Source organism: Stenotrophomonas sp. SMYL89, assembly GCF_036319985.1.
In the GTDB taxonomy this organism is placed as follows: Bacteria; Pseudomonadota; Gammaproteobacteria; order Xanthomonadales; family Xanthomonadaceae; genus Stenotrophomonas; species Stenotrophomonas maltophilia_Q.
On the sequence record NZ_JAWIRW010000017.1, the window covers coordinates 1 to 18,965 of the forward strand.

General features: G+C 66.3%; 22 protein-coding genes and 1 tRNA gene. 9 read left to right on the forward strand and 14 right to left on the reverse strand.

Features of this window, described 5'->3' with window-relative positions; translation table 11 throughout:
* Nucleotides 1-273 precede the first annotated feature (273 nt).
* Both V3B41_RS16910 and V3B41_RS16915 read right to left on the reverse strand, forming a co-directional pair.
* Entirely contained in the window at nt 274-1,395 is a 1,122-nt protein-coding gene (locus tag V3B41_RS16910; RefSeq protein ID WP_006431323.1) for an inorganic phosphate transporter, read from the reverse strand.
* 13 nt (nt 1,396-1,408) lie between these two features.
* Nucleotides 1,409-2,035, reverse strand: a complete 627-nt coding sequence (locus V3B41_RS16915) for a DUF47 family protein (protein ID WP_004152833.1) — start codon at nt 2,033-2,035, stop codon at nt 1,409-1,411.
* 292 nt (nt 2,036-2,327) lie between these two features.
* On the opposite strand from V3B41_RS16915, the gene V3B41_RS16920 reads away from it, so the two are divergent.
* Nucleotides 2,328-3,632, forward strand: coding sequence for a hemolysin family protein (locus V3B41_RS16920; RefSeq protein ID WP_005408992.1), 1,305 nt, complete (start codon nt 2,328-2,330; stop codon nt 3,630-3,632).
* Entirely contained in the window at nt 3,616-4,275 is a 660-nt protein-coding gene (locus V3B41_RS16925; RefSeq protein WP_049428963.1) for an exopolysaccharide biosynthesis protein, read from the forward strand. Before V3B41_RS16920 ends, V3B41_RS16925 begins: the two co-directional genes overlap by 17 nt.
* A 109-nt stretch (nt 4,276-4,384) precedes the next feature.
* On the opposite strand, the gene V3B41_RS16930 is transcribed toward V3B41_RS16925, so the two are convergent.
* From V3B41_RS16930 to V3B41_RS16945, 4 genes are all read right to left on the reverse strand, one after another.
* Nucleotides 4,385-4,882 (reverse strand): pyridoxamine 5'-phosphate oxidase family protein, encoded by a 498-nt coding sequence (locus V3B41_RS16930; RefSeq protein ID WP_049428962.1) that lies wholly within the window; start codon nt 4,880-4,882, stop codon nt 4,385-4,387.
* Nucleotides 4,883-4,951: 69 nt separating this feature from the next.
* On the reverse strand, nt 4,952-5,947 hold the full coding sequence (locus V3B41_RS16935) for an LLM class flavin-dependent oxidoreductase (protein WP_049428961.1): 996 nt from the start codon (nt 5,945-5,947) through the stop codon (nt 4,952-4,954).
* Between the two features lie 192 nt (nt 5,948-6,139).
* Nucleotides 6,140-6,907 (reverse strand): sulfurtransferase, encoded by a 768-nt coding sequence (locus V3B41_RS16940; protein ID WP_197619680.1) that lies wholly within the window; start codon nt 6,905-6,907, stop codon nt 6,140-6,142.
* A gap of 312 nt (nt 6,908-7,219) precedes the next feature.
* Nucleotides 7,220-7,585: a DUF6164 family protein gene (locus V3B41_RS16945; RefSeq protein ID WP_049430657.1), complete on the reverse strand. Its 366-nt coding sequence runs from the start codon at nt 7,583-7,585 to the stop codon at nt 7,220-7,222.
* Between the two features lie 70 nt (nt 7,586-7,655).
* On the opposite strand from V3B41_RS16945, the gene V3B41_RS16950 reads away from it, so the two are divergent.
* Complete coding sequence (locus tag V3B41_RS16950) at nt 7,656-8,090, forward strand: FKBP-type peptidyl-prolyl cis-trans isomerase (RefSeq protein WP_049430655.1); 435 nt, start codon at nt 7,656-7,658, stop codon at nt 8,088-8,090.
* The gene (locus V3B41_RS16955) at nt 8,077-9,324 is read left to right on the forward strand and encodes a TIGR03862 family flavoprotein (RefSeq protein ID WP_197633724.1); all 1,248 of its coding nucleotides are present in this window, start codon (nt 8,077-8,079) and stop codon (nt 9,322-9,324) included. The genes V3B41_RS16950 and V3B41_RS16955 overlap by 14 nt, the downstream gene beginning before the upstream one ends.
* 122 nt (nt 9,325-9,446) lie before the next feature.
* Here V3B41_RS16955 and V3B41_RS16960 read toward each other — a convergent pair whose 3' ends face one another.
* The 4 genes from V3B41_RS16960 to V3B41_RS16975 all read right to left on the reverse strand — a co-directional run bounded on the left by V3B41_RS16960 (nt 9,447) and on the right by V3B41_RS16975 (nt 13,556).
* On the reverse strand, nt 9,447-9,908 hold the full coding sequence (locus V3B41_RS16960) for a GNAT family N-acetyltransferase (protein ID WP_049430650.1): 462 nt from the start codon (nt 9,906-9,908) through the stop codon (nt 9,447-9,449).
* 106 nt (nt 9,909-10,014) lie between these two features.
* Nucleotides 10,015-11,637, reverse strand: coding sequence for an FMN-binding glutamate synthase family protein (locus tag V3B41_RS16965; RefSeq protein ID WP_049430648.1), 1,623 nt, complete (start codon nt 11,635-11,637; stop codon nt 10,015-10,017).
* Between the two features lie 55 nt (nt 11,638-11,692).
* Complete coding sequence (locus V3B41_RS16970) at nt 11,693-12,979, reverse strand: nucleotide sugar dehydrogenase (RefSeq protein WP_049430646.1); 1,287 nt, start codon at nt 12,977-12,979, stop codon at nt 11,693-11,695.
* A gap of 142 nt (nt 12,980-13,121) precedes the next feature.
* Nucleotides 13,122-13,556 carry a BLUF domain-containing protein gene (locus V3B41_RS16975; RefSeq protein WP_049430643.1) on the reverse strand — a complete coding sequence of 145 codons (435 nt, stop codon included), beginning with the start codon at nt 13,554-13,556 and terminating at the stop codon, nt 13,122-13,124.
* Between the two features lie 131 nt (nt 13,557-13,687).
* Between V3B41_RS16975 and V3B41_RS16980 the strand changes: the two genes are divergently transcribed.
* Together V3B41_RS16980 and V3B41_RS16985 are read left to right on the forward strand one after the other, a co-directional pair.
* Nucleotides 13,688-13,774, forward strand: a tRNA-Leu gene (locus V3B41_RS16980).
* A 56-nt stretch (nt 13,775-13,830) separates the two neighbouring features.
* Nucleotides 13,831-14,079, forward strand: coding sequence for a hypothetical protein (locus V3B41_RS16985; RefSeq protein WP_049430641.1), 249 nt, complete (start codon nt 13,831-13,833; stop codon nt 14,077-14,079).
* A gap of 163 nt (nt 14,080-14,242) precedes the next feature.
* Here the strand turns inward: V3B41_RS16985 and hemN are convergent, their stop codons facing one another.
* Both hemN and V3B41_RS16995 read right to left on the reverse strand, forming a co-directional pair.
* A complete protein-coding gene (hemN, locus tag V3B41_RS16990; protein WP_049430659.1) occupies nt 14,243-15,652 on the reverse strand; it encodes an oxygen-independent coproporphyrinogen III oxidase in 1,410 nt (469 codons plus the stop codon).
* A 44-nt stretch (nt 15,653-15,696) separates the two neighbouring features.
* Nucleotides 15,697-16,137, reverse strand: coding sequence for a group III truncated hemoglobin (locus V3B41_RS16995; protein ID WP_049430639.1), 441 nt, complete (start codon nt 16,135-16,137; stop codon nt 15,697-15,699).
* A 179-nt stretch (nt 16,138-16,316) separates the two neighbouring features.
* Between V3B41_RS16995 and V3B41_RS17000 the strand changes: the two genes are divergently transcribed.
* Entirely contained in the window at nt 16,317-16,604 is a 288-nt protein-coding gene (locus V3B41_RS17000) for a hypothetical protein (protein ID WP_111203420.1), read from the forward strand.
* Nucleotides 16,601-17,650 carry a 4Fe-4S dicluster domain-containing protein gene (locus V3B41_RS17005; RefSeq protein ID WP_329861716.1) on the forward strand — a complete coding sequence of 350 codons (1,050 nt, stop codon included), beginning with the start codon at nt 16,601-16,603 and terminating at the stop codon, nt 17,648-17,650. Before V3B41_RS17000 ends, V3B41_RS17005 begins: the two co-directional genes overlap by 4 nt.
* Before the next feature lies 1 nt (nt 17,651).
* Here V3B41_RS17005 and V3B41_RS17010 read toward each other — a convergent pair whose 3' ends face one another.
* Both V3B41_RS17010 and V3B41_RS17015 read right to left on the reverse strand, forming a co-directional pair.
* A complete protein-coding gene (locus tag V3B41_RS17010) occupies nt 17,652-17,888 on the reverse strand; it encodes a hypothetical protein (protein WP_005408923.1) in 237 nt (78 codons plus the stop codon).
* Nucleotides 17,889-18,241: 353 nt separating this feature from the next.
* Entirely contained in the window at nt 18,242-18,451 is a 210-nt protein-coding gene (locus V3B41_RS17015; RefSeq protein ID WP_049430635.1) for a hypothetical protein, read from the reverse strand.
* A gap of 111 nt (nt 18,452-18,562) precedes the next feature.
* On the opposite strand from V3B41_RS17015, the gene V3B41_RS17020 reads away from it, so the two are divergent.
* On the forward strand, nt 18,563-18,964 hold the full coding sequence (locus tag V3B41_RS17020) for a transcriptional regulator (RefSeq protein ID WP_005408921.1): 402 nt from the start codon (nt 18,563-18,565) through the stop codon (nt 18,962-18,964).
* Nucleotide 18,965: the final 1 nt, after the last annotated feature.

Sequence of the window (18,965 nt, forward strand, 5' to 3'; positions counted from 1 at the left end):
GGATATGCAGGACACGCCGTAAACCCGTCCATGGGGGCTCGATGGCGCCATCCATGGCGCCAACGGTCCTGCATATCCACCCCACCCCGCCGCTGACAGGTTCCTGCTGCTGTTGGTGGGTGCCGACCGTTGGTCGGCACGGGATCGGATCCCTGCTTCTGCTCTGGTAGGTGTCGACCTTGGTCGACACGATGTGTGCGGAAAAATTCTTTGCCCATGAAAAAGCCCGCCGGATATCGGCGGGCTTTTTCGTTTGCAACCTTGGCGTGGCGATCAGGTCCAGCCGAACAGCTCGAACAGCTTCAGGATCAGGTACGCACAGCCGCCTGCCGCCGGGATGGTCAGGATCCAGGCCCAGACGATGCGTTCGATCACGCCGAACTTCAGCGAGCGCGGGTTCTTGGCGAAGCCGACGCCCATGATCGCGGTGGAGATGCTGTGCGTGGTCGAGACCGGCATGCCGAAGTGGGCGGCCAGGGTCAGGATGGTGGCCGAGCTGGTCTCCGCGGCGAAGCCGTGGATCGGGTGCAGCTTGACCATCTTGTGGCCCAGGGTCTTGATGATCTTCCAGCCGCCCGAGGCGGTACCGGCGGCCATCACCACCGCACAGGTCAGCACGATCCACATCGCGATGCCGTCACCGGCATGCGCGTCCGGGTGCATGAAGGCAAGCCAGGACGGCAGGTCGTTCAATGCGCCGGTGGCTTCGGCACCGATCAGGGTCATGGCGATGATGCCCATGGTCTTCTGCGCGTCGTTGTGACCGTGGGCGAAGCCCATGTAGGCCGCCGAGGCGATCTGGGCCTTGCCGAAGAACGCATTGACGATGCGCGGACGGGCCAGGCGACCGATGGCGCCACCGATCTTGGCCAGGCCGGCGATCAGGCCCCACAGCAGCACCATCACCACGATGCCGAGCAGGAAACCGGCGATCGGCGAGGTGATCATCGGCACGAACACCTTCCACAGCAGGCCCTTGTTCTGGGCCCAGCTGCCCAGACGCTCGGACCAGATCAGCGCGTCCCAGTTGTTATGGGCCGCGGCCAGGCCGGCGCCGCAGAGGCCACCGATCAGCGCGTGCGAGGACGAGGACGGCAGGCCCTTCCACCAGGTGATCAGATTCCAGATGATGCCGCCGAGCAGCGCGCACAGGATCACCTGCGGGGTGACATCGACGACGTTGGTGTTGAGCAGGCCGGAGGCGATCGTCAATGCGACGGCCGTACCGGTCAGCGCACCGATCAGGTTCATGAAGGCGGCCAGCATCACCGCCCAGCCGGGCGAGAGCACCTTGGTCGCCACCACGGTGGCAATGGAGTTGGCGGTGTCGTGGAAGCCGTTGATGAACTCGAAGACGAGCGCGGCCAGGATCACCACCAGGACAAGGGTCAACATGCGGCGGCGTCCGTCAGCTGTTCTTCAACACGATCTGGTACGCCACCACGCCGGCCTCGCGGCAACGGTCGATGGCCTTTTCCAGGATCTCGAAGAATTCCTTCAGCAGGAACATCTGCAGGTTGTCCAGGCGACCGGAATAGATGTCGCGGTACAGCTCGAGCATCAGGCGGTCGGCCTCGTTCTCCAGCGAGCGCAGCTTCTCGTTCAGCGCGGTCATCCGGTCCAGGTTCATGTGGCGCAGGTCGGCCACCATCTCCACCACCACGCCGGCAGCCTGTTCCAGCATCGCCGCGCGCGGCGCGAAGTCGATGTGTTCCAGGTGGGTCGTGGCCAGCGAATAGCGATCGGCGAACTTCTCGATCTGCTTCGGAATCTTGTACAGGGCCGAACCCAGCGCTTCGATGTCTTCGCGCTCGATCGGGGTCATGAAGCTGTCCACCAGCGCCTGGCTGATCTTGTCCGAGGCCGCGCGTTCGCGCAGGCGGGCCAGCTTGAAAGCGTCCAGCGCGGGCTGGCGGTCGGCCTCGCGCAGCATGGAATGCAGCGCCTTGGCGGCGTCGGACGCCGCGACGGCGGCCTCATCGAGCAGGGTGTAGAACTGTTTGCCGGAACCGAAAATGGTCTGCAGAGAGAACATTGAGAAACCTGTCAGCCGTCGCGGGAAGGACGGCACCAGACGGAATTATGACGGCTAGATGACCATCTCGGGTATCCCCGCCCCCTTTCAAGGGCGTTGAACCCCCAACCTGAACAGGCGGTTGCCACCCTGCCACGCCCCTTTGCTAAGATGCCAGCGCGCCTTCGGGCGCACCTTATGGACGACGACCCTTATCCCCCAGCGCCGCGCCGGACCCCATTCCTGAGCGCCTGCCGCCATCGCAAGCACCCGCCCTCCCTGCCACCAACCGGGGACGACGCCCGTGTTTGAAATGATCCTGATTGTCTTCGCGCTTGTTCTGTTGAACGGCTTCTTCGCCATGTCCGAGATGTCGGTCATGACCTCGCGCAAGAGCCGCCTGAAGCAGATGGCCGCCACCTCCAAGCGCGCCGCCAAGGCGCTGGAGCTGTCGGAGAAGCCGGAGAGCTTCCTGTCCACCGTGCAGATCGGCATCACCGTGATCGGCGTGCTGACCGGCTACCTCGGTGGTGAAGCACTGGGCGAGGCCTTCGCCGGCTGGATCCAGGGCCTGATGCCGGGCTTCGCCTACGCCGGCAACATCGGCACGGCGCTGGCGGTCAGCCTGATCACCTTCATCACGCTGATCTTCGGCGAACTGGTACCCAAGCGCCTGGCACTGACCCGTTCGGAGGCCATTGCCGGCCTGGTGGCGATGCCGATGAGCTGGCTGGCCAAGCTGGCCCTGCCCTTCGTCTGGCTGCTGTCCAAGACCACCCAGCTGGTCCTGCGACTGTTCGGCCTGGGCAAGGATGAAGTCGCCTCGGTGACCGAAGAAGAGATCCGCATGCTGGTGGCCGAGAGCCACGAGGCGGGCGTGATCGATGCCCACGAGCGCGACATGATGAACCGCGTCATGCGCCTGGGCGACCGCACCGCCGACAGCCTGATGACCCCGCGCAACCGCATTGCGTGGCTGGATACCCAGGCCGGGCTGGAACGCAACCTGGAAATCATGGCCGAGCACGAGTTCTCGCGGTACCCGGTGTACCGCGACAACGACATGGACGTGGTCGGCGTGCTGGAGCTGAAATCGCTGGCCACGCGCATGGCGCGCGGCGACAACGCGCTGTTCCAGACCCTGCGCGAGCCCCTGTACGTCTCCGAATCGACCCATGCGATGAAGCTGCTGGAAATCTTCCGCGAGGAACAGCAGTCGATGGCACTGGTGGTGGACGAGTACGGCGAGATCCAGGGCCTGGTGACCATCAGCGACCTGATGGGCGCGGTGGTCGGCCGCCTGCAGGCGGTGGAGAACGCCGACGAGGATGCGCTGGTGGTGACCCGCGAGGACGGCTCGCTGCTGGTCGACGGCTCGCTGCCGATCGAAGACGTGCGTGAACTGATCGGCAGCAACGACCTGCCCGATGCCGAGGATGGCGACTACTACACGCTGGCCGGCATGTGCATCCACTACTTCGGCCGCATTCCGCACGCGGGCGAGTACTTCGACTGGGCCGGCTGGCGCTTCGAGGTGGTCGACCTGGATGGTGCGCGGGTGGATAAGCTGCTGCTGCGCACGCTGTCCGACGAGCAGGCCGATGAGCTCACCGCCTGAGGCCGGCCAGGGTCCGGGCATCGAGCGCCCGGCCTACCGCAACGAGGGCATCCGCACCCTGCTGGAGATGTTCGCCTCCGGTGATCCGGCCGAACACATGCCGCTTGGCCAGATCCTGTGCAACCTGCAGCAGAGCGCGTTCGGCGTATTCCTGTTCGTAGCGATCCTGCCCTCGTTCATTCCGATTCCGGGCATGGGCGGCGCGGTCAGCGGTCCACTGGTGGTCCTGATCGGGCTGCAGATGCTGTGCTGCCTGCGCCGCCCCTGGTTGCCCGGTTTCATTGCCCGGCGCGGGCCGAAGCGCGGCACCATGCACCGCTTCCTCGACCGTATCGATCGCCCGCTGCGGCGCCTGGACAAGATGCTGAAGCCGCGACTGCCCCAGCTGCTGACACCGCTGCCGGCGCATGCCTTCACCGGCCTGCTGCTGGTGCTGCTGGGCATCCTGCTGTCGCTGCCGATTCCCTTCACCAACTTCCTGTTCGGCTTCCAGTTGCTGCTGTTCTCGCTGGCGCTGCTGGAACGCGATGGTGCGCTGATGCTGTTCAACTGGATCGCGGCGCTGGCGGCGATCGCCTTCTTCGGCTTCAGTTCGGGGCAGCTGGTGGGTTATACCGTCGATCTGTTCCAGCGCTGGTTCTGAAAGCCGGAATTCACCGGGCACACCCCATCCACGCATGGCGTGGATCTACCGGGGGGATGCGGGTATCTGGATTCAGTAGATCCACACCATGCGTGGATGGGGCGTGCCCTCAGCGCAGATCAATGAAACCGTTGTCGGCCAACGCCGCCGGCTCGTCCTGCACCGCCGACAGCACGAAGGTCAGCGCCTTGCCCAGCAGCGTGCCCGGACCATCCCAGTATTCAGCACTGTCGGCGCGCACATGGATCAGGCGCAGGTTGGGGTCATCCTTGCCACCGGGGAAGAACAGCTTCATCGCCGGTGACCACAGCTCCTCGATCTTCGCGCGATCGTCGACCACGCGCGCGCGCCCCGCCACCGACACGTAGGTGTTCTTCGATGGAGAGGCGTAGGCCACGTTGACCCGCGGATCGAGCGCGATCTCGGCCACCTTCGGGCTGTCGCCGGTGATCACGAACCAAAGGTCACCGTCGAAGGCGACCTGCTGGGTGGCCAGCGGCCGGCTGTAGAGTCGCCCGTCGACGCCGGTGGTGGTGAACATCGCCACCTCCACGTCCTTGATCAGTTCGGCCAGCTGGGCAATGTGTTCGGCGCGGGTCTCGGCCATGGTGGGGACTCCAGAAGTAGGAGGCCCCATCAGACGCGGTTCGGCCGCAACAGGCCGTGACGCAATTGTTCAGCCCGCGTGGCGGGCATGCCAGGCGTGCATCGCCAGTTCGAACGAACGCAGGCGAGCGCGGTGGTCGTACAGATTGGCGGTGAGCATCAGTTCGTCGGGCTTGTGCCGTTCGACGAAGGCGGCGATGCCCTCGGCCACCTGCTGCGGATCACCCAGTACGGTGCAGGCCAATGCCCGCTCCACGCCCAGCTTTTCATGCGGTTCCCAGAAGGACTCGATGTCGTCGATCGGTGCCGGAATCTTGCCAGGACGGCCGCGGCGAAGGTTGACGAAACTCTGCTGCTGGCTGGTGAACAAACGCCGCGATTCGGCTTCGCTGTCGCTGGCGACAACGTTCAAGGCCAGCATCGCGTGCGGCTGTTTCAGCGTGGCCGAGGGGCGGAACTCGCGGCGGTACACCGCCAGCGCTTCGTCCATCACGTCGGGCGCGAAGTGCGAGGCGAACGCGTACGGCAGGCCCATCGAGGCGGCCATGCGCGCGCCGAACAGGCTCGAACCGAGGATCCAGGTCGGCACCCGCAGCCCCCCACCCGGAACCGCCTGCACTGCCTGCCCGGGCTCTACCGGTTCGAAGTAGTGCAGCAGTTCGCGAACGTCCTGCGGGAACTGATCGGCGCTGTCGAAGTAGCGGCGCAGTGCACGCGCGGTCGGCTGATCGGTGCCGGGTGCGCGACCCAGGCCGAGGTCGATGCGGTCCGGATACAGCGAGGCCAGCGTGCCGAACTGCTCGGCCACCTGCAGCGGCGCATGGTTGGGCAGCATGATGCCGCCGGCACCGACGCGGATGCGCTTCGTGCCCCCGGCCACATGGCCGATCAGCACGGCGGTGGCCGCACTGGCGATGCCGGGCATGTTGTGGTGTTCGGCCAGCCAGTAGCGGCGATAGCCCAGTGCATCGGCGTGCTGGGCCAGTTCCAGCATGTTGGCGAAGGCGGCGGTGGTGTCACTGCCCTCGCAGACCGGGGCCAGGTCAAGGATCGACAACGGGATCATCAGGCGGTTTTCCGTCACAGGATTCCCCATGCATGGGGTCGGCCGTGCGCAACGGCCAGTGACGGTGGCGGGATGCTGATTCCCGTGTGGCCGGTTCATCGCCCGCCGGATCGTGTAGAGCCGAGCCCGTGCTCGGCTGCCATTCGTCGACCAACAGCAGCCGAGCATGGGCTCGGCTCTACGGAAGCACGGTCAGAACGCGCTCGGGCGCGGCTCCGGCAGCGGCTGATCGACCATCGGCTTCAATTCTGCATCCAGCGCCACGCGCTCATCGAACACGAAGCAACGCCCCTCGTAGCCTTCGCCGCCCACTGCCTCGAAGTAACCGAGGATGCCGCCGTCGAGCTGCAGCACATTGTCCATGCCGTCGTTGACCATCCACAGCGCGGCCTTCTCGCAGCGGATGCCACCGGTGCAGAAACTGACCACGGTGCTGTCCTTCAGCGCCTCGCGGTGCGGCGCCAGCGCCCCGGGCAGGTCGGTGAACTTGTGGATGGGCAGCACCAGCGCGTCCTTGAAGGTGCCGTACTCCACCTCCTGCAGATTGCGCGTGTCGAGCATCACCACCGGCTTGCCGGCGTCGTCATGCCCCTGGCGCAGCCACCGCTGCACCGTGGCCGGATCGACCGCCGGCGCACGCGGATAGTCCAGCGGCTGGCCATCATCGCGGCGGAAGCTGATGATCTCGTCCTTCACCTTGGCCTTCAGCCGCGCGAACGGCTGGTGCTCGCTCAGGCTGGTCTTGACCCGCATGTCGGCGAAACGCGCATCGGCATGCAGCGCCGCATAGAAGCCCTCGATGGCCTGCGGCGCGCCGGCCAGGAACAGGTTCAACCCCTCGCCCGCCACCAGGATCGTGCCGCGCAGCTCCGCCGCCTCGGCACGCGCCAGCAGCTGGTCGCACAGGGCCTGGGGGGCGTCGATGACGGCGAAATGGTAGGCAGCGGTATTGGCGATCATCCCGCCATTTTAGCGCCAGACAGCCAAAGGGTCAGATTTTCACGTTCATCCACGCATGGCGTGGATCTGCTGTGTCGACCAAGGTCGACACCTACCAACAGCCGCGGGGAACTGTCAGAGGCGTGGGGGGGGGGGGGGGGGGGGGGGGGGGGGGGGGGGGGGGGGGGGGGGGGGGGCGCCGCGGCGGGCGGGGGGGGGGGGCGGCGCGGCGCGCGCCGCGCCGCCCCCCCCCCCCCACGCCATCCCACGGAAACCAGCTTTTGACGTTGCGGTTGCGTCTGCGGGTGCCGGGTGCAACCCGGCCGAAACCCCTTACCCCCGCAACAGCACGAACGGCAGCAGCACCAGCGCCGCTGCACCCACCATCCCCAGCAGCACCAGCACCACATAGACCGGCCGTCGCCGGAACAGGCTGCCGAAGGTCTCGGCGGTGCCATCACGCAATGCCTGCTCACGCTCAGCGCGGATACGAGGACCGCGCTCGGCCTGGTACTCGGCCATCAGCGCCTTCGCGCGCGGATGATCAGCGTCCTCGCGCAGCCACAGGCCGCCATTGGAAATGCCCCACGGGCTGGGTTCGGTGCGATACCAGGCGATGCCGTGCTGGTCGAGCAGCGTGCAGACATCGGCATATTCGTCGTCACCGACATTGCGCAGATTGAGCAGGAGTTTTGCCATGTACCCATGATACCCGGCGCCGATGCGCTACCCTTGCCGCCCTCGCCCTGCGCCCTTCCGGAGACGCCTGATGCGCCGCCTGCTGCTTCCCCTGCTGCTGTCCCTCGCCGCCGCTGGCTGCACGACCGAACCGTCCGGCCCGCCGCCCGGGGGCACTCTGACCACCTTCGAGCGCATCGATACTGTGCCCGGCACCGGCGCCGAAGCCGTCTCCGGCAGCAAGGTGACCGTGCACTACACCGGCTGGATCTACGACAACCGCACCGAAACCAAGCACGGCAAGACCTTCGACAGCTCGGTCAGCCGTGGCGAACCGTTCACGTTCGCGCTGGGCGCAGGTCAGGTCATCCGCGGCTGGGATGAGGGCGTGGCCGGCATGAAGGTAGGCGGCAAGCGCACCCTGATGATCCCGCCGGACTACGGCTACGGCGACCGCCGCGTCGGCCCGATCCCGGCCGGCTCGTCGCTGGTGTTCGACGTCGAGCTGCTCGATGTCAAACCGTAATACCGCACTGCCCCAGCGGGTCGCCGTCATCGGCGGCGGCCCGGCCGGCCTGTTCGCCGCCGAGCGCCTGCGCACCGCTGGGCTGGAGGTCGACCTGTACGAGGCCAAGGGGTCACCCGGCCGCAAGTTCCTGATCGCCGGCAAGGGCGGGCTCAACCTCACCCATTCCGATCCGCGGCCGTTGTTCGACAGCCGCTACCGCGAGCAGGCCGCCGTGGTCGGCAGCTGGCTGGATGGCTTCGACGCGCAGGCATTGCGCGACTGGGCCGCCGGCTTCGGCGTGGAGACCTACGTGGGCAGCTCTGGCCGGGTGTTCCCGGTCGACCGCAAGGCAGCGCCGCTGCTGCGCGGCTGGGTGCGCCGGTTGAAGGATCAGGGTGTGCGCCTGCATGCCAACCACCGTTGGATCGGCTGGAGCGACGACGGCGCCCTGCGCTTTGCCACCGAGGCGGGGGAAATCGATGTGCACCCCGATGCCACGGTACTGGCGATGGGCGGCGGCAGTTGGCCGCAGCTGGGCAGCGACGGCGCCTGGGTTGCGCCACTGCAGGCGTGTGGCGTGGACATCGCGCCACTGCAGTCAGCCAACTGCGGCTTCGACGTGGACTGGACCCCGTTCTTCGCCCAGCGCAATGCCGGTGCACCGTTGAAGCCGGTAGTTGCACACTGGATCGACCTGGCCGGACAGCCACAGTCGCTGCAGGGCGAATGCGTGGTCAGCGAGTACGGCATCGAAGGCAGCCTGGTCTATGCGCTGGCAGCGGACCTGCGCGAGACCATCAACCGCGATGGCCACGCCATGCTGTGGCTGGACCTGGTGCCCGGCCGCGACGAAGCGCGCCTGCTGGCCGACCTGTCGCGTCCGCGCAAGGGCCGCAGCTTCGGCGAACACCTGCGCCGCCAGGCGGGCCTGGATGCGGTGAAGGCCGCACTGGTGTTCGAGAGTCTTGGCAAGGAGGCCGGCAACGATCTACCGGCCGTGGCTGCCACGCTCAAGCACCTGCCGCTGCGCCTGCTGCGGCCAAGGCCGATGGCCGAAGTGATCAGCACCGCCGGTGGCGTGCGCCTGGATGCGATGGATGACGGCCTGATGCTGCGGGCAGTGCCCGGCGTGTTCTGCGCCGGCGAGATGCTGGACTGGGAAGCCCCCACCGGCGGCTACCTGTTGACCGCGTGCTACGCCAGTGGCCTGCGTGCTGCTGAAGGCGTGATCGGGTGGCTGGCGGAGCGGTGACGCCTGCCTTGTAGCGTCGAGCCATGCTCGACTGCGCTACCTGTAGAGCCGAGCCCACGCTCGGCTTGAATCAAAAGCAGCCGAGCGTGGGCTCGGCTCTACAGAACGCAGAAAACGGGCACTCACCACGGCCGGCGCATGCTCACCGACGCCAGCGCCACGCCGCTGGGATGTGGGTAGGCCTTTTCGCTCACGCTGATGAACCCCTGCCGCTGATAGAACGGCACGGCATTGAGCGAGGCCGACAGCACCACCTCACGCTCACGATCGGCCATTGCCAGCAACCGCTGCATCAGCGCCTGGCCGATGCCCTGGCCGCCACGATCGGGATCAACGAACAACGCATCGACTTCATTGGCATCGACATCGAACACGCCAAAGCCGAGCAGACCGCCCTGCTCGTCCTCGGCCACCACGCAGCCACCCTGCGACAACAGCCGCGCGTACTGCGACGGTGGCGGCGAGGCAGACCAGGGCGCAATGACCTCAGGCGGGTAATGACTGCTGCAGGTCTCCCGCACGCACCGCGTGCGCAGCGCCCACAACATGGCCACGTCATCCATGGTGCCGGTCCTGAACTGCATGACATCTCCTTGTGGAGCCGAGGCCATGCTCGGCTGTTCTTCGTTGCAACATCGCGATGCGTGATCGAGAAGCAGCCGAGCATGGGCTCGGCTCTACAACATCACGTCATCGCGACTTGCTGGCGCGCAGCGCCTGGATCTTCGGCGGCGGCTGGAAGGAATCGCTGCGCGCATCGGCCCAGAACGCATGGAACACGGCGTGGTCCGGCACCTTGTGCAGCAGCTCGCCCGGTTCCAGGTAACGGTACAGCGAGGCCAGCGAACGGATCTCCACCGGCGAAACACGGCGCAGGATGTGTTCCGGCCCGAGTTCAGCCGGATCATTCAGGCCCGCGGCACACAACAGTTCCTTCAAGGCATGCAGCGTATGCTCGTGGTAGCTGTACACGCGGGTGGCCTTGTCCGTTGCATCCAGATGCTTCCAGCGCGCCGGGTCCTGGGTGGCGATGCCGGTGGGGCACTTGTCGGTATGGCAGCTCAGCGACTGGATGCAGCCCAGCGCGAACATGAAGCCCCGGCCGGCATTGCACCAGTCGGCGCCCAGCGCGATGGTGCGCGCGATGTCGAACGCACTGGTGATCTTGCCGGCCGCACCGATGCGGATGCGCTCGCGCAGGTCGAGGCCGACCAGGGTGTTGTGTACCAGCAGCAGCGCCTCGTGCATCGGCACGCCGACATGGTCGACGAACTCGGCCGGTGCCGCGCCGGTGCCGCCTTCGGCGCCGTCCACCACGATGAAGTCCGGCAGCAGCCCGGTTTCCTGCATCGCCTTGGCGATGCCGAACCACTCCCACGGGTGGCCGATGGCCAGCTTGAAACCAACCGGCTTGCCACCGGACAGCTCGCGCAGGCGGGCGACGAACTGCAACAGCTCCACCGGCGTGGAGAACGCAGAATGACGCGACGGCGACACACAGTCCACGCCCATCGGCACACCGCGCGTCACCGAAATCTCGGCGGTCACCTTCGGCGCTGGCAGCACGCCGCCATGGCCTGGCTTGGCACCCTGCGACAGCTTGATCTCGATCATCTTGACCTGGTCATGGGTGGCATTGGCAACGAAGCGTTCCTCGCTGAAACCGCCCTTCTCGTCGCGGCAACCGAAGTAGCCCGAGCCGATTTCCCACACCAGGTCACCGCCCATCTCGCGGTGGTAGGGCGAGATCGAGCCTTCGCCGGTGTCGTGGTAGAAACCACCGCGCCGCGCGCCTTCGTTCAGTGCGCGGATCGCATTCGCCGACAGTGAACCGAAGCTCATCGCCGAGATGTTGAACACGCTGGCCGAATAGGGCTTGGCACAGTTCGGACCGATCAGCACGCGGAAGTCATGCTTGGCGATGGCAGTCGGTGCCAGTGAATGGTTGATCCACTCGTAGTCCACCGCATAGGTGCTGCGCAGGGTGCCGAACGGTACCGTGTCCATCTCGTTCTTGGAGCGCTGGTAGATCAGCGCGCGCTGCTGGCGCGAGAACGGCACGTCCTCCAGGTCGCTCTGCACGAAGTACTGGCGGATTTCCGGTCCGATCGATTCGAGCCCGTAGCGGAAATGCGCCAACACCGGATAGTTGCGGCGCAGCGTGCTGCGCTTCTGCAGCAGATCCCAGGTCCCCAATGCCACCATCGCGGCAGTCAGGCCGACGCCCCAATACCAGGCCGGCCATATCGTGGCCAGCCACAGGCATATCGGGAACATCAGGATGGCGAGCAGGTAGACGATATACCGGTGCATGGCTTTCCTCGGTTGCAACTGCTCCCGAGTCTACCGCGCTGCCCGCCGCCCAGGCTTACAGGCGACCGTCAACCACGTTGCGCGGCCAGGCCGATTTCACGTCGTAGACCAGCCCACCCGGTGCAAGCAGGCCCCGGATGGCCGCTTCATCCATGGCCTTGAAGCGGGCATGGGCCACCGCCAGCACCACCGCGTCATAGCCGCCTGGAACCGGCTCGGCCAGCCACTGCACGCCGGCCTCGGCCAGCGCCGCCGGGCCCACCCACGGGTCGCTGACTTCCACCTCGGCACCAGCATCGCGCAGTCGCTGGGCCAGTTCCAGCGCGCGACTGTTGCGCAGGTCCGGGCAGTCCTCCTTGAAGGTCACGCCCAGCACCAGGACACGCGACTGCGCGGGTGCGCGGCCACGCTCGGCCAGCATGGCCAGCACCCGCGCGGCGACGTGCTCGCCGACGCGGTTGTTGACCTGGCGTGCGGTGTGGATCAGGTCCGGGTGGTAGCCCACGCTTTCGGATTTGTGCAGCAGATAATACGGATCCACGCCGATGCAATGCCCCCCCACCAGGCCGGGCCGGAATGGCAGGAAGTTCCACTTGCTGCCCGCCGCATCGAGCACGTCCTGGGTATCGATGCCGAGCCGGTCGAAGATCAGCGCCAGCTCGTTGACCAGCGCGATGTTGACGTCGCGCTGGATGTTCTCGACCACCTTCGCTGCTTCGGCCACGCGCATCGACGGCGCCGGGAAGGTCCCGGCGTCGATGATGCGCTGGTACAGGCCATCAATCACCGCCGCGACCTCGGGCGTCGAGCCGGAGGTGATCTTGCGGATGTCGGCCAGGCGCCGCTGGCGATCGCCAGGGCTGACCCGCTCCGGGCTGTAGCCGCAGTAGAAATCCTCGTTGAAGCGCAGGCCCGAGCCCTGCTCGAGCAGCGGCACGCAGACCTCTTCGGTGGTGCCGGGATACACCGTGGATTCGTAGATCACCAGATCGCCCGTGCGCAGATGGCTGGCGATCAGGCGGCTGGCCGAACGCAATGGCTCCAGGTCGGGCTGCTCGTAGGCGTCGATCGGGGTAGGCACGGTGACGATATAGACGTTGCAGGCATCGAGCAGCGAAGGATCGCTGCCGTACTGCAGATGCGTGCCTTCGGCCAGCTCGTCAGCCTCCATCTCCAGCGTGTGATCGCGGCCACCGCGCAGCTCGGCGATGCGGCCGGCATCGATGTCAAAGCCCAGTGTCGGCCAGTGCCGGCCAAACGCCACCGCCAACGGCAGGCCGACGTAACCCAGGCCGATCACAGCGAAACGCGGCGTCACCGCCGCGGCAACGGGCACGCTCATCGGCACATCCCGTGCACCGGGTGAAACCTGATGCGTGCTGCCATGGCTTCGGCCAACCCACTCATTCGCTGTACCACTCCGGAAAACCCGCACGAGGAAGGCTACAGCCTAACGGCCCCGGTACCCCGCCGCCAAGGCGGGCTCAAGAGCCCAGCGCGACCGCAGCGGGTTCCAGCTCGCCATCGGCACCGGTCCAGGCCTGCAGCAGGCGCTCGAAACCTCCACTACCCAGCAGGAAACCCGGCCACGGCGCGTCAACGATCTGGGTCAGCAGGTCCGCATCGATCCGCCGCGTGCCCATCGACCAGCGCGGGAACGCACGCTGCAGTACCGGCGCGCGGCACAACACCCTCATCTGCGCATGGCTGCGTGCATTGGCGATGCGCTGGAACACCGAATCGATGCCATCTTCGGGGCCTTCCAGATACTGCAGGAAGCGGCTGCCGTCGAACATCAGCACACCGGTGACGCCGGCTACACGATTGAAGGCCGTGGCATCGGCCAGCAGGCGATCAAGATCGGTTGTCCGCAGATCGGCGCGGGCCTCACTGGCATAGGCAATCGCGTGCAGCGACATCGGGTGGCTCCCCCCCTGGGAACGATGGCTGGGACTATGACATGAACAGGGATAACAGTTAAGCACGTCACCGCCGCGACGCGATCCGGTCGTCGCGCTGCAGGTGGGCTACAATCGGCGCCGCGCTGCAGGCCCGGATGGCGAAACTGGTAGACGCATCGGACTTAAAATCCGCCGGGGGCGACCCCATGCCGGTTCGATTCCGGCTCCGGGCACCAACATCGCAGCGCAGGATGGCGTCCGCCCTTCGGGGCATTGCACAAGGAACCCGCACATGAAGCTGTCTGTCCTGATACTCCCCCTGCTGTGCGTGATCAGCCTTCCGGCGCTGGCGCAGTCCTACTCCGACAGCCGCCACAATCGCGACGGAAGCGTGGACATCCGCTACAGCGATGGGTCTTCCAGCCGCATCACGCGCGATCTGTCCAAGCGCGTGATCGCCGAGCACAGTGACGGCAGCCGCTCGCCCACCACCTCTGACCTCAGTGGCCGCAATCGCAGCACCTACAGCGACGGCAGCTAGTCCGACACCAGCACCGACCTGAGCGGCAGGGTCATCACGCAGTACAGCAACGGTGCGCGCTCCACCAGCACACGTGACCTGAGCGGCAGGTGGCGCACCACCGCCAGTGGTGGCATGGCCGCCCGTCATCCAGAACGCGGCGTCGGCAAAAAGCCCTGAGCGATCAGATCGCACGCGAGTAGCGTGGTTGCTCGTGTGCGGCGCGCAGGTAGGGGTCAAAGCACATCGCCAGCAACCGCAGCAGTGGTCGCCCCGGCTCGCTGGCGCGCACGACCCCCTCCCGGTACTCGGCCAGGCCGTCCTGTTGCAGCCGCTGCACCGCACGCAGGTCTTCGGCAAAGTACTGCTGGAAATCCACGCCGTGGCGCTGCCCCAGCACTGCACCATCCACCTCGCCCTGGCACATCAGCTGCTGGATCAGCTCCGCGCGCAGCTGGTCGTCGGCACTCAGCGCGACACCGCGCCAGACCGGCAACTGTCCCTGGTCCACCGCGTCCTCCCACGACGGCAGGTCACGTGGATTCTGGCTGTAGGTGGCACCGATATGGCTGATCGCACTGACGCCCAGGCCGAGCAAATCGGTATCGGCGTGGGTGGTGTAGCCCATGAAGTTGCGATGCAGCTGGCCGGCACGCTGCGCGCGTGAAAGATCCTCCTCCGGCAATGCGAAATGATCCATGCCGATGTACTGGTAGCCGGCCGCGGAGAGCTTCTCCACCGCCAGCCCCAGCAGCGCCAGCTTGTCTTCTGGAGAGGGCAACCGGCTTTCGTCGATCTGCTTCTGCGCGCGGAACAGATGCGGCAGGTGCGCGTAGCCATAGACCGCCAGGCGGTCGGGGCGCAGCGCCAGTACCCCGTCCAGGGTTCGCCCGAATCCCTCCAGGCTCTGCCCGGGCAGGCCGTAGATCAGGTCGACGTTTACCGAACGCATGCCGCTGTCGCGGCACGCACGGAGGATGTCCAGGGTCTGCTGCACGCCCTGCACGCGGTTGATCGATTCCTGCACCAACGGGTCGAAATCCTGCACGCCCAGGCTGGCCCGGTTGAACCCCAGCCGCGCCAGCATCCCCACGTCGCGGGCATCGATGAAGCGCGGATCGAGCTCGATCGAAAAATCGCGCTGCGGCGAATCGCTGAAGTCAAAGCGACGGCGCAGGCCTTCCACCAGCGTGGTCATCGCCTCGGCATCCAGGAAATTCGGCGTACCGCCGCCGAGATGCAGCTGGATGACCTCGCGACCGTCATCGAACTGTGGTGCCAGCAGATCGGCCTCGGCCAGCAGGCGCGAAACATAGCTGTGGCCACGACCGCGATCGCGGGTGATCACCCGGTTGCAGCCACAGTAGAAGCACGGGCTGGAACAGAACGGCACATGCACGTACAGCGACAGCGCGCGTGCCAGCTTGTTGCTGTCGGCAATCGCCTGGCGCAGCGCCGGTGCATCGAAGCCATCGTGGAAGTGCGGCGCGGTCGGATACGAGGTGTAGCGTGGCCCCGGCCGGTCATGCCGGCGCAGAAGGTCGGGGTCGAAGGTCCAAGCCAGGCCACCGGCGGCGGGAGAGAACGTGTCCATGCCACCAGCATCGCGCCGGACGGCCGCTGCCGCCTTGACCCAGATCAATCCTTGGCGGCGATCCCCAGCACCGGCAGCCCGACCTGGGGCCAGCGCAGCATCTGGTAGCGCTTCCAGAAGGTATCGCCGATGCGTGCGGCCACGTCGTTGGCCAGTTCCTGCATCGCCGGGTTGTCGCATTCGGCCGTGGTGATCCGGAACAGCACCAGCCAGCGGTCGAACAGGTCCTTGTCCAGCTCGATGGCCATGTGCTTGGACATCGGCGAGCCCTTGAAGCGGCGGGTACCGCGCAGCATCGCCGACCAGAAGTCGACCAGCTGTGCCAGGTGCTCTGGCCAGTCGTGCACATGCGCCTCGAACACCGGCCCGAGGCGCTCTTCCTCGCGCACGCGCGCGTAGAAGTCGTGGACCAGGCGGGTCACCTCCTGCTCGGTACACAACCCAGGCGAGGCGACGGGGAGAACAGGCGGCGGTGTTGCGTTCATCGGGGTACCCAAAGCGTGCCGGCAGTGTGCCGCAGCGAGGCGGCACCACCGTTGATCCAGATCAATGTCGGCGCAGTCGGCTGCACCTAGGCTGGCACGCCTGCAGGAAGCATGCCCTGCGGATGCTGCGCCAACCTCGGCGGAGTATACGCGCCGCCCACTTTTCGATCCGGGACAGCATGAACAGACCCTCTCCCAGCCGCCGCCAGCAGCTGATCCAGCACTGGGGCGCCATCCTTTGGCCCAGCTTCATCGCCGCGGGCGTGGCCAGCGTGGTGTTCTTCGCCTTCGTCGATCCCCTGCGCCTGCAGGCAATCAGTTTCCCGGACACCTCCATCAGCCGCGAGCTGGGCTATACCGCAGGCTTCTTCATGTTCTGGACGGTGACGGCGCTGTCCAGCGCGGTCACCTGGTACCTGCAACGCCCCATGCCCAGTGACGACGACGACGAGCTGCCACTGGGATGAGCGCGCGCCCTACCTCGAGAACCAGGCCCCGGCACTGGCGCGGCACGCTCAGCACTGCCCTGCTGGCACTGTTCTACGCCCTGCCGTGGCTGCGCTGGGACGGGCGGCAGGCGTTGCTGCTGGACATCAACGCGCGGCGCTTCGACCTGTTCGGCTGGACCCTGTGGCCCAACGACGTCGGCGTGCTGATCGGCCTGCTGGCGGTGCTCGCGGTGGGCCTTGCCCTGCTCACCCACCTCGCCGGGCGCATCTGGTGCGGCCATGCCTGCCCGCAGACACTGTGGCGCCGCACCTTCGACTGGATCGCCGACGGCATGGTCCGCACGCTTCCGGCACGCGTTGCGCGCGCGGCCACGCAGCTGGCCTGGGGGCTGCTCTCACTGTGGACCGGCATTACCTTCGTGGGCCTGTTCAGCCCGATCGCCGAGCTGGTGATCGCAGCGCCGCGTGCCGGCTGGAGCGGCTGGGAGACCTTCTGGGTGCTGTTCTACGCCGCCGCCACCTGGGGCAATGCCGGTTTCCTGCGCGAACAGGTCTGCCGTTCGCTGTGCCCATTCGCACGCATGCAGCCGCTGCTGACCGATCCACACACGCCACGCATGCTGTACGACGCCCGACGCGGCGAGCCGCGCGGGCCGCGCCCGTCGGGGCTGGGCGGCGTACTGGACCGGGGTCGCGGCCTGCTCGACCCGACCACCGCCCAGGACTACGTGTTCCGCGCCGCGCACCCGCTGCTGGCCGGACCGATGCCGACCTTCAACGCCGATCGTCTCGGAGACTGCACCGATTGTGCCGCCTGTGTCAGCGCCTGCCCGATGCAGTTGGACATCCGCCAGGGGCCGCAGGCCGACTGCCTGGCCTGCGGCGCGTGTCTGGAAGCCTGCGCACAGCAACAGCACCGGGCCGGGTTCGGTCCGGGGCTGGTGCGTTACTGCAGTCCGCAGGCGATGGCCGGGCAACAGAAGCGCTGGTGGCGACCCCGGACCCTGGCCCTGCTGTGCTTGATGCTGACGCTGCTTGCATTCGGCGCCTGGCGCTTGTTCTGAATCAACGCGGCCCGTCGGCGTGCGGCGGAACCAGCTGCGCACGTCGGACAATGCCCAACTGCTCGATGATCAGCGCCATTTCGTTGGTGAACTCGGTACGCTCGGTCCCCTGCGGGACGAGCCGGTCCAGCACCTGCTGGTAGGTATCCCAGAACGCCGGACCGCATCCGTGTTTGTGATAGCTGGCTTCCAGTTCGCGGCGTACCCGTTCAGCCAAGCCATGCATGCCGTATTCCATACGACCTCCGTTGGACTTGTTCTGCATCGTTGACGGTCTACCGACTCACTTGCGTGCTACTGAAAGACTCCTGGGCTTCACGTCCGGTTGATCCAAATTAGTCACAGATTTCACGACAGGTCAATTACATGCAGCGACTTTCGCGATTGAAATTATTAATCGTTCACGAAACTACATACGGGACCCCGCCCCTCCCGGATGGGGTGAAGCCGACAACGCGACCCAGGCACCTGGCACGGCAGCCGGTAGGCGTCGACGATCGGTACTGCCAGAACGATCAGTTTTTCCTATTTTGCTAAGTGTACTTAACAGAATGTGCTTAGCGTGCTAAATGCGACAAAAGGCGGCGTCATTCAGATGGATTCGACTTCGGCGGCGGCAGTTGCGGGGAACAGGTTCGGGTAGCGCTGATGCAGGATGTATTGCCGCAGAGCCGGAATCGGGAAGTCTTTCGGCCATTGCGATACTGCGGAACGGCTGATGCCGAAGAAGCGCGCCAGCTCCGCATCGGTCTGGAATCCCAGCCGCGTGCGAACCTGCCGCTTGTTCCAGAATTCGGTCATGGTCTGCCCTTCTGTTAACCAGACTTATTCTTGCGGCAAGGATTCTTCGCATTCCACGCGTTAAGCTGGCTTGCATAGATGAATACTCTCGGCCAACGACTCGCCGCCGCCATGAAGAAAGCCGGGCACCCCCGCCCGGCCGATCTGGCCCGCGCCGCCAAATCCACCACGGCAACCATCAGCAACTGGCTCAACGACCATGTCAGTGCGTCCCATGTGAAAGCCGAGCAGCTGTTCCGCATCGCAGATGCGGCCAAGCTGGACGCACGCGAGCTGCTGTACGGAGTGAACGGGCGCGGCGTCGGGGAGCCGGGTAACGCCTACATTCCCAGCCAGGCCCACCTGGATGTATGGCAGGACGCCTACGAGCTGGTCAGTCACCTGGTGGCCGAGAATGGCCTGGAAATCGACCACCGCCGCCACGCGGCGCTGGACCTGCTCGCGTTCGAACTGCTGATGGATGGCTTCAGCCGCAGCAAGGTCGCCCGCGTGCTGACCACCTCGATGACGTGAA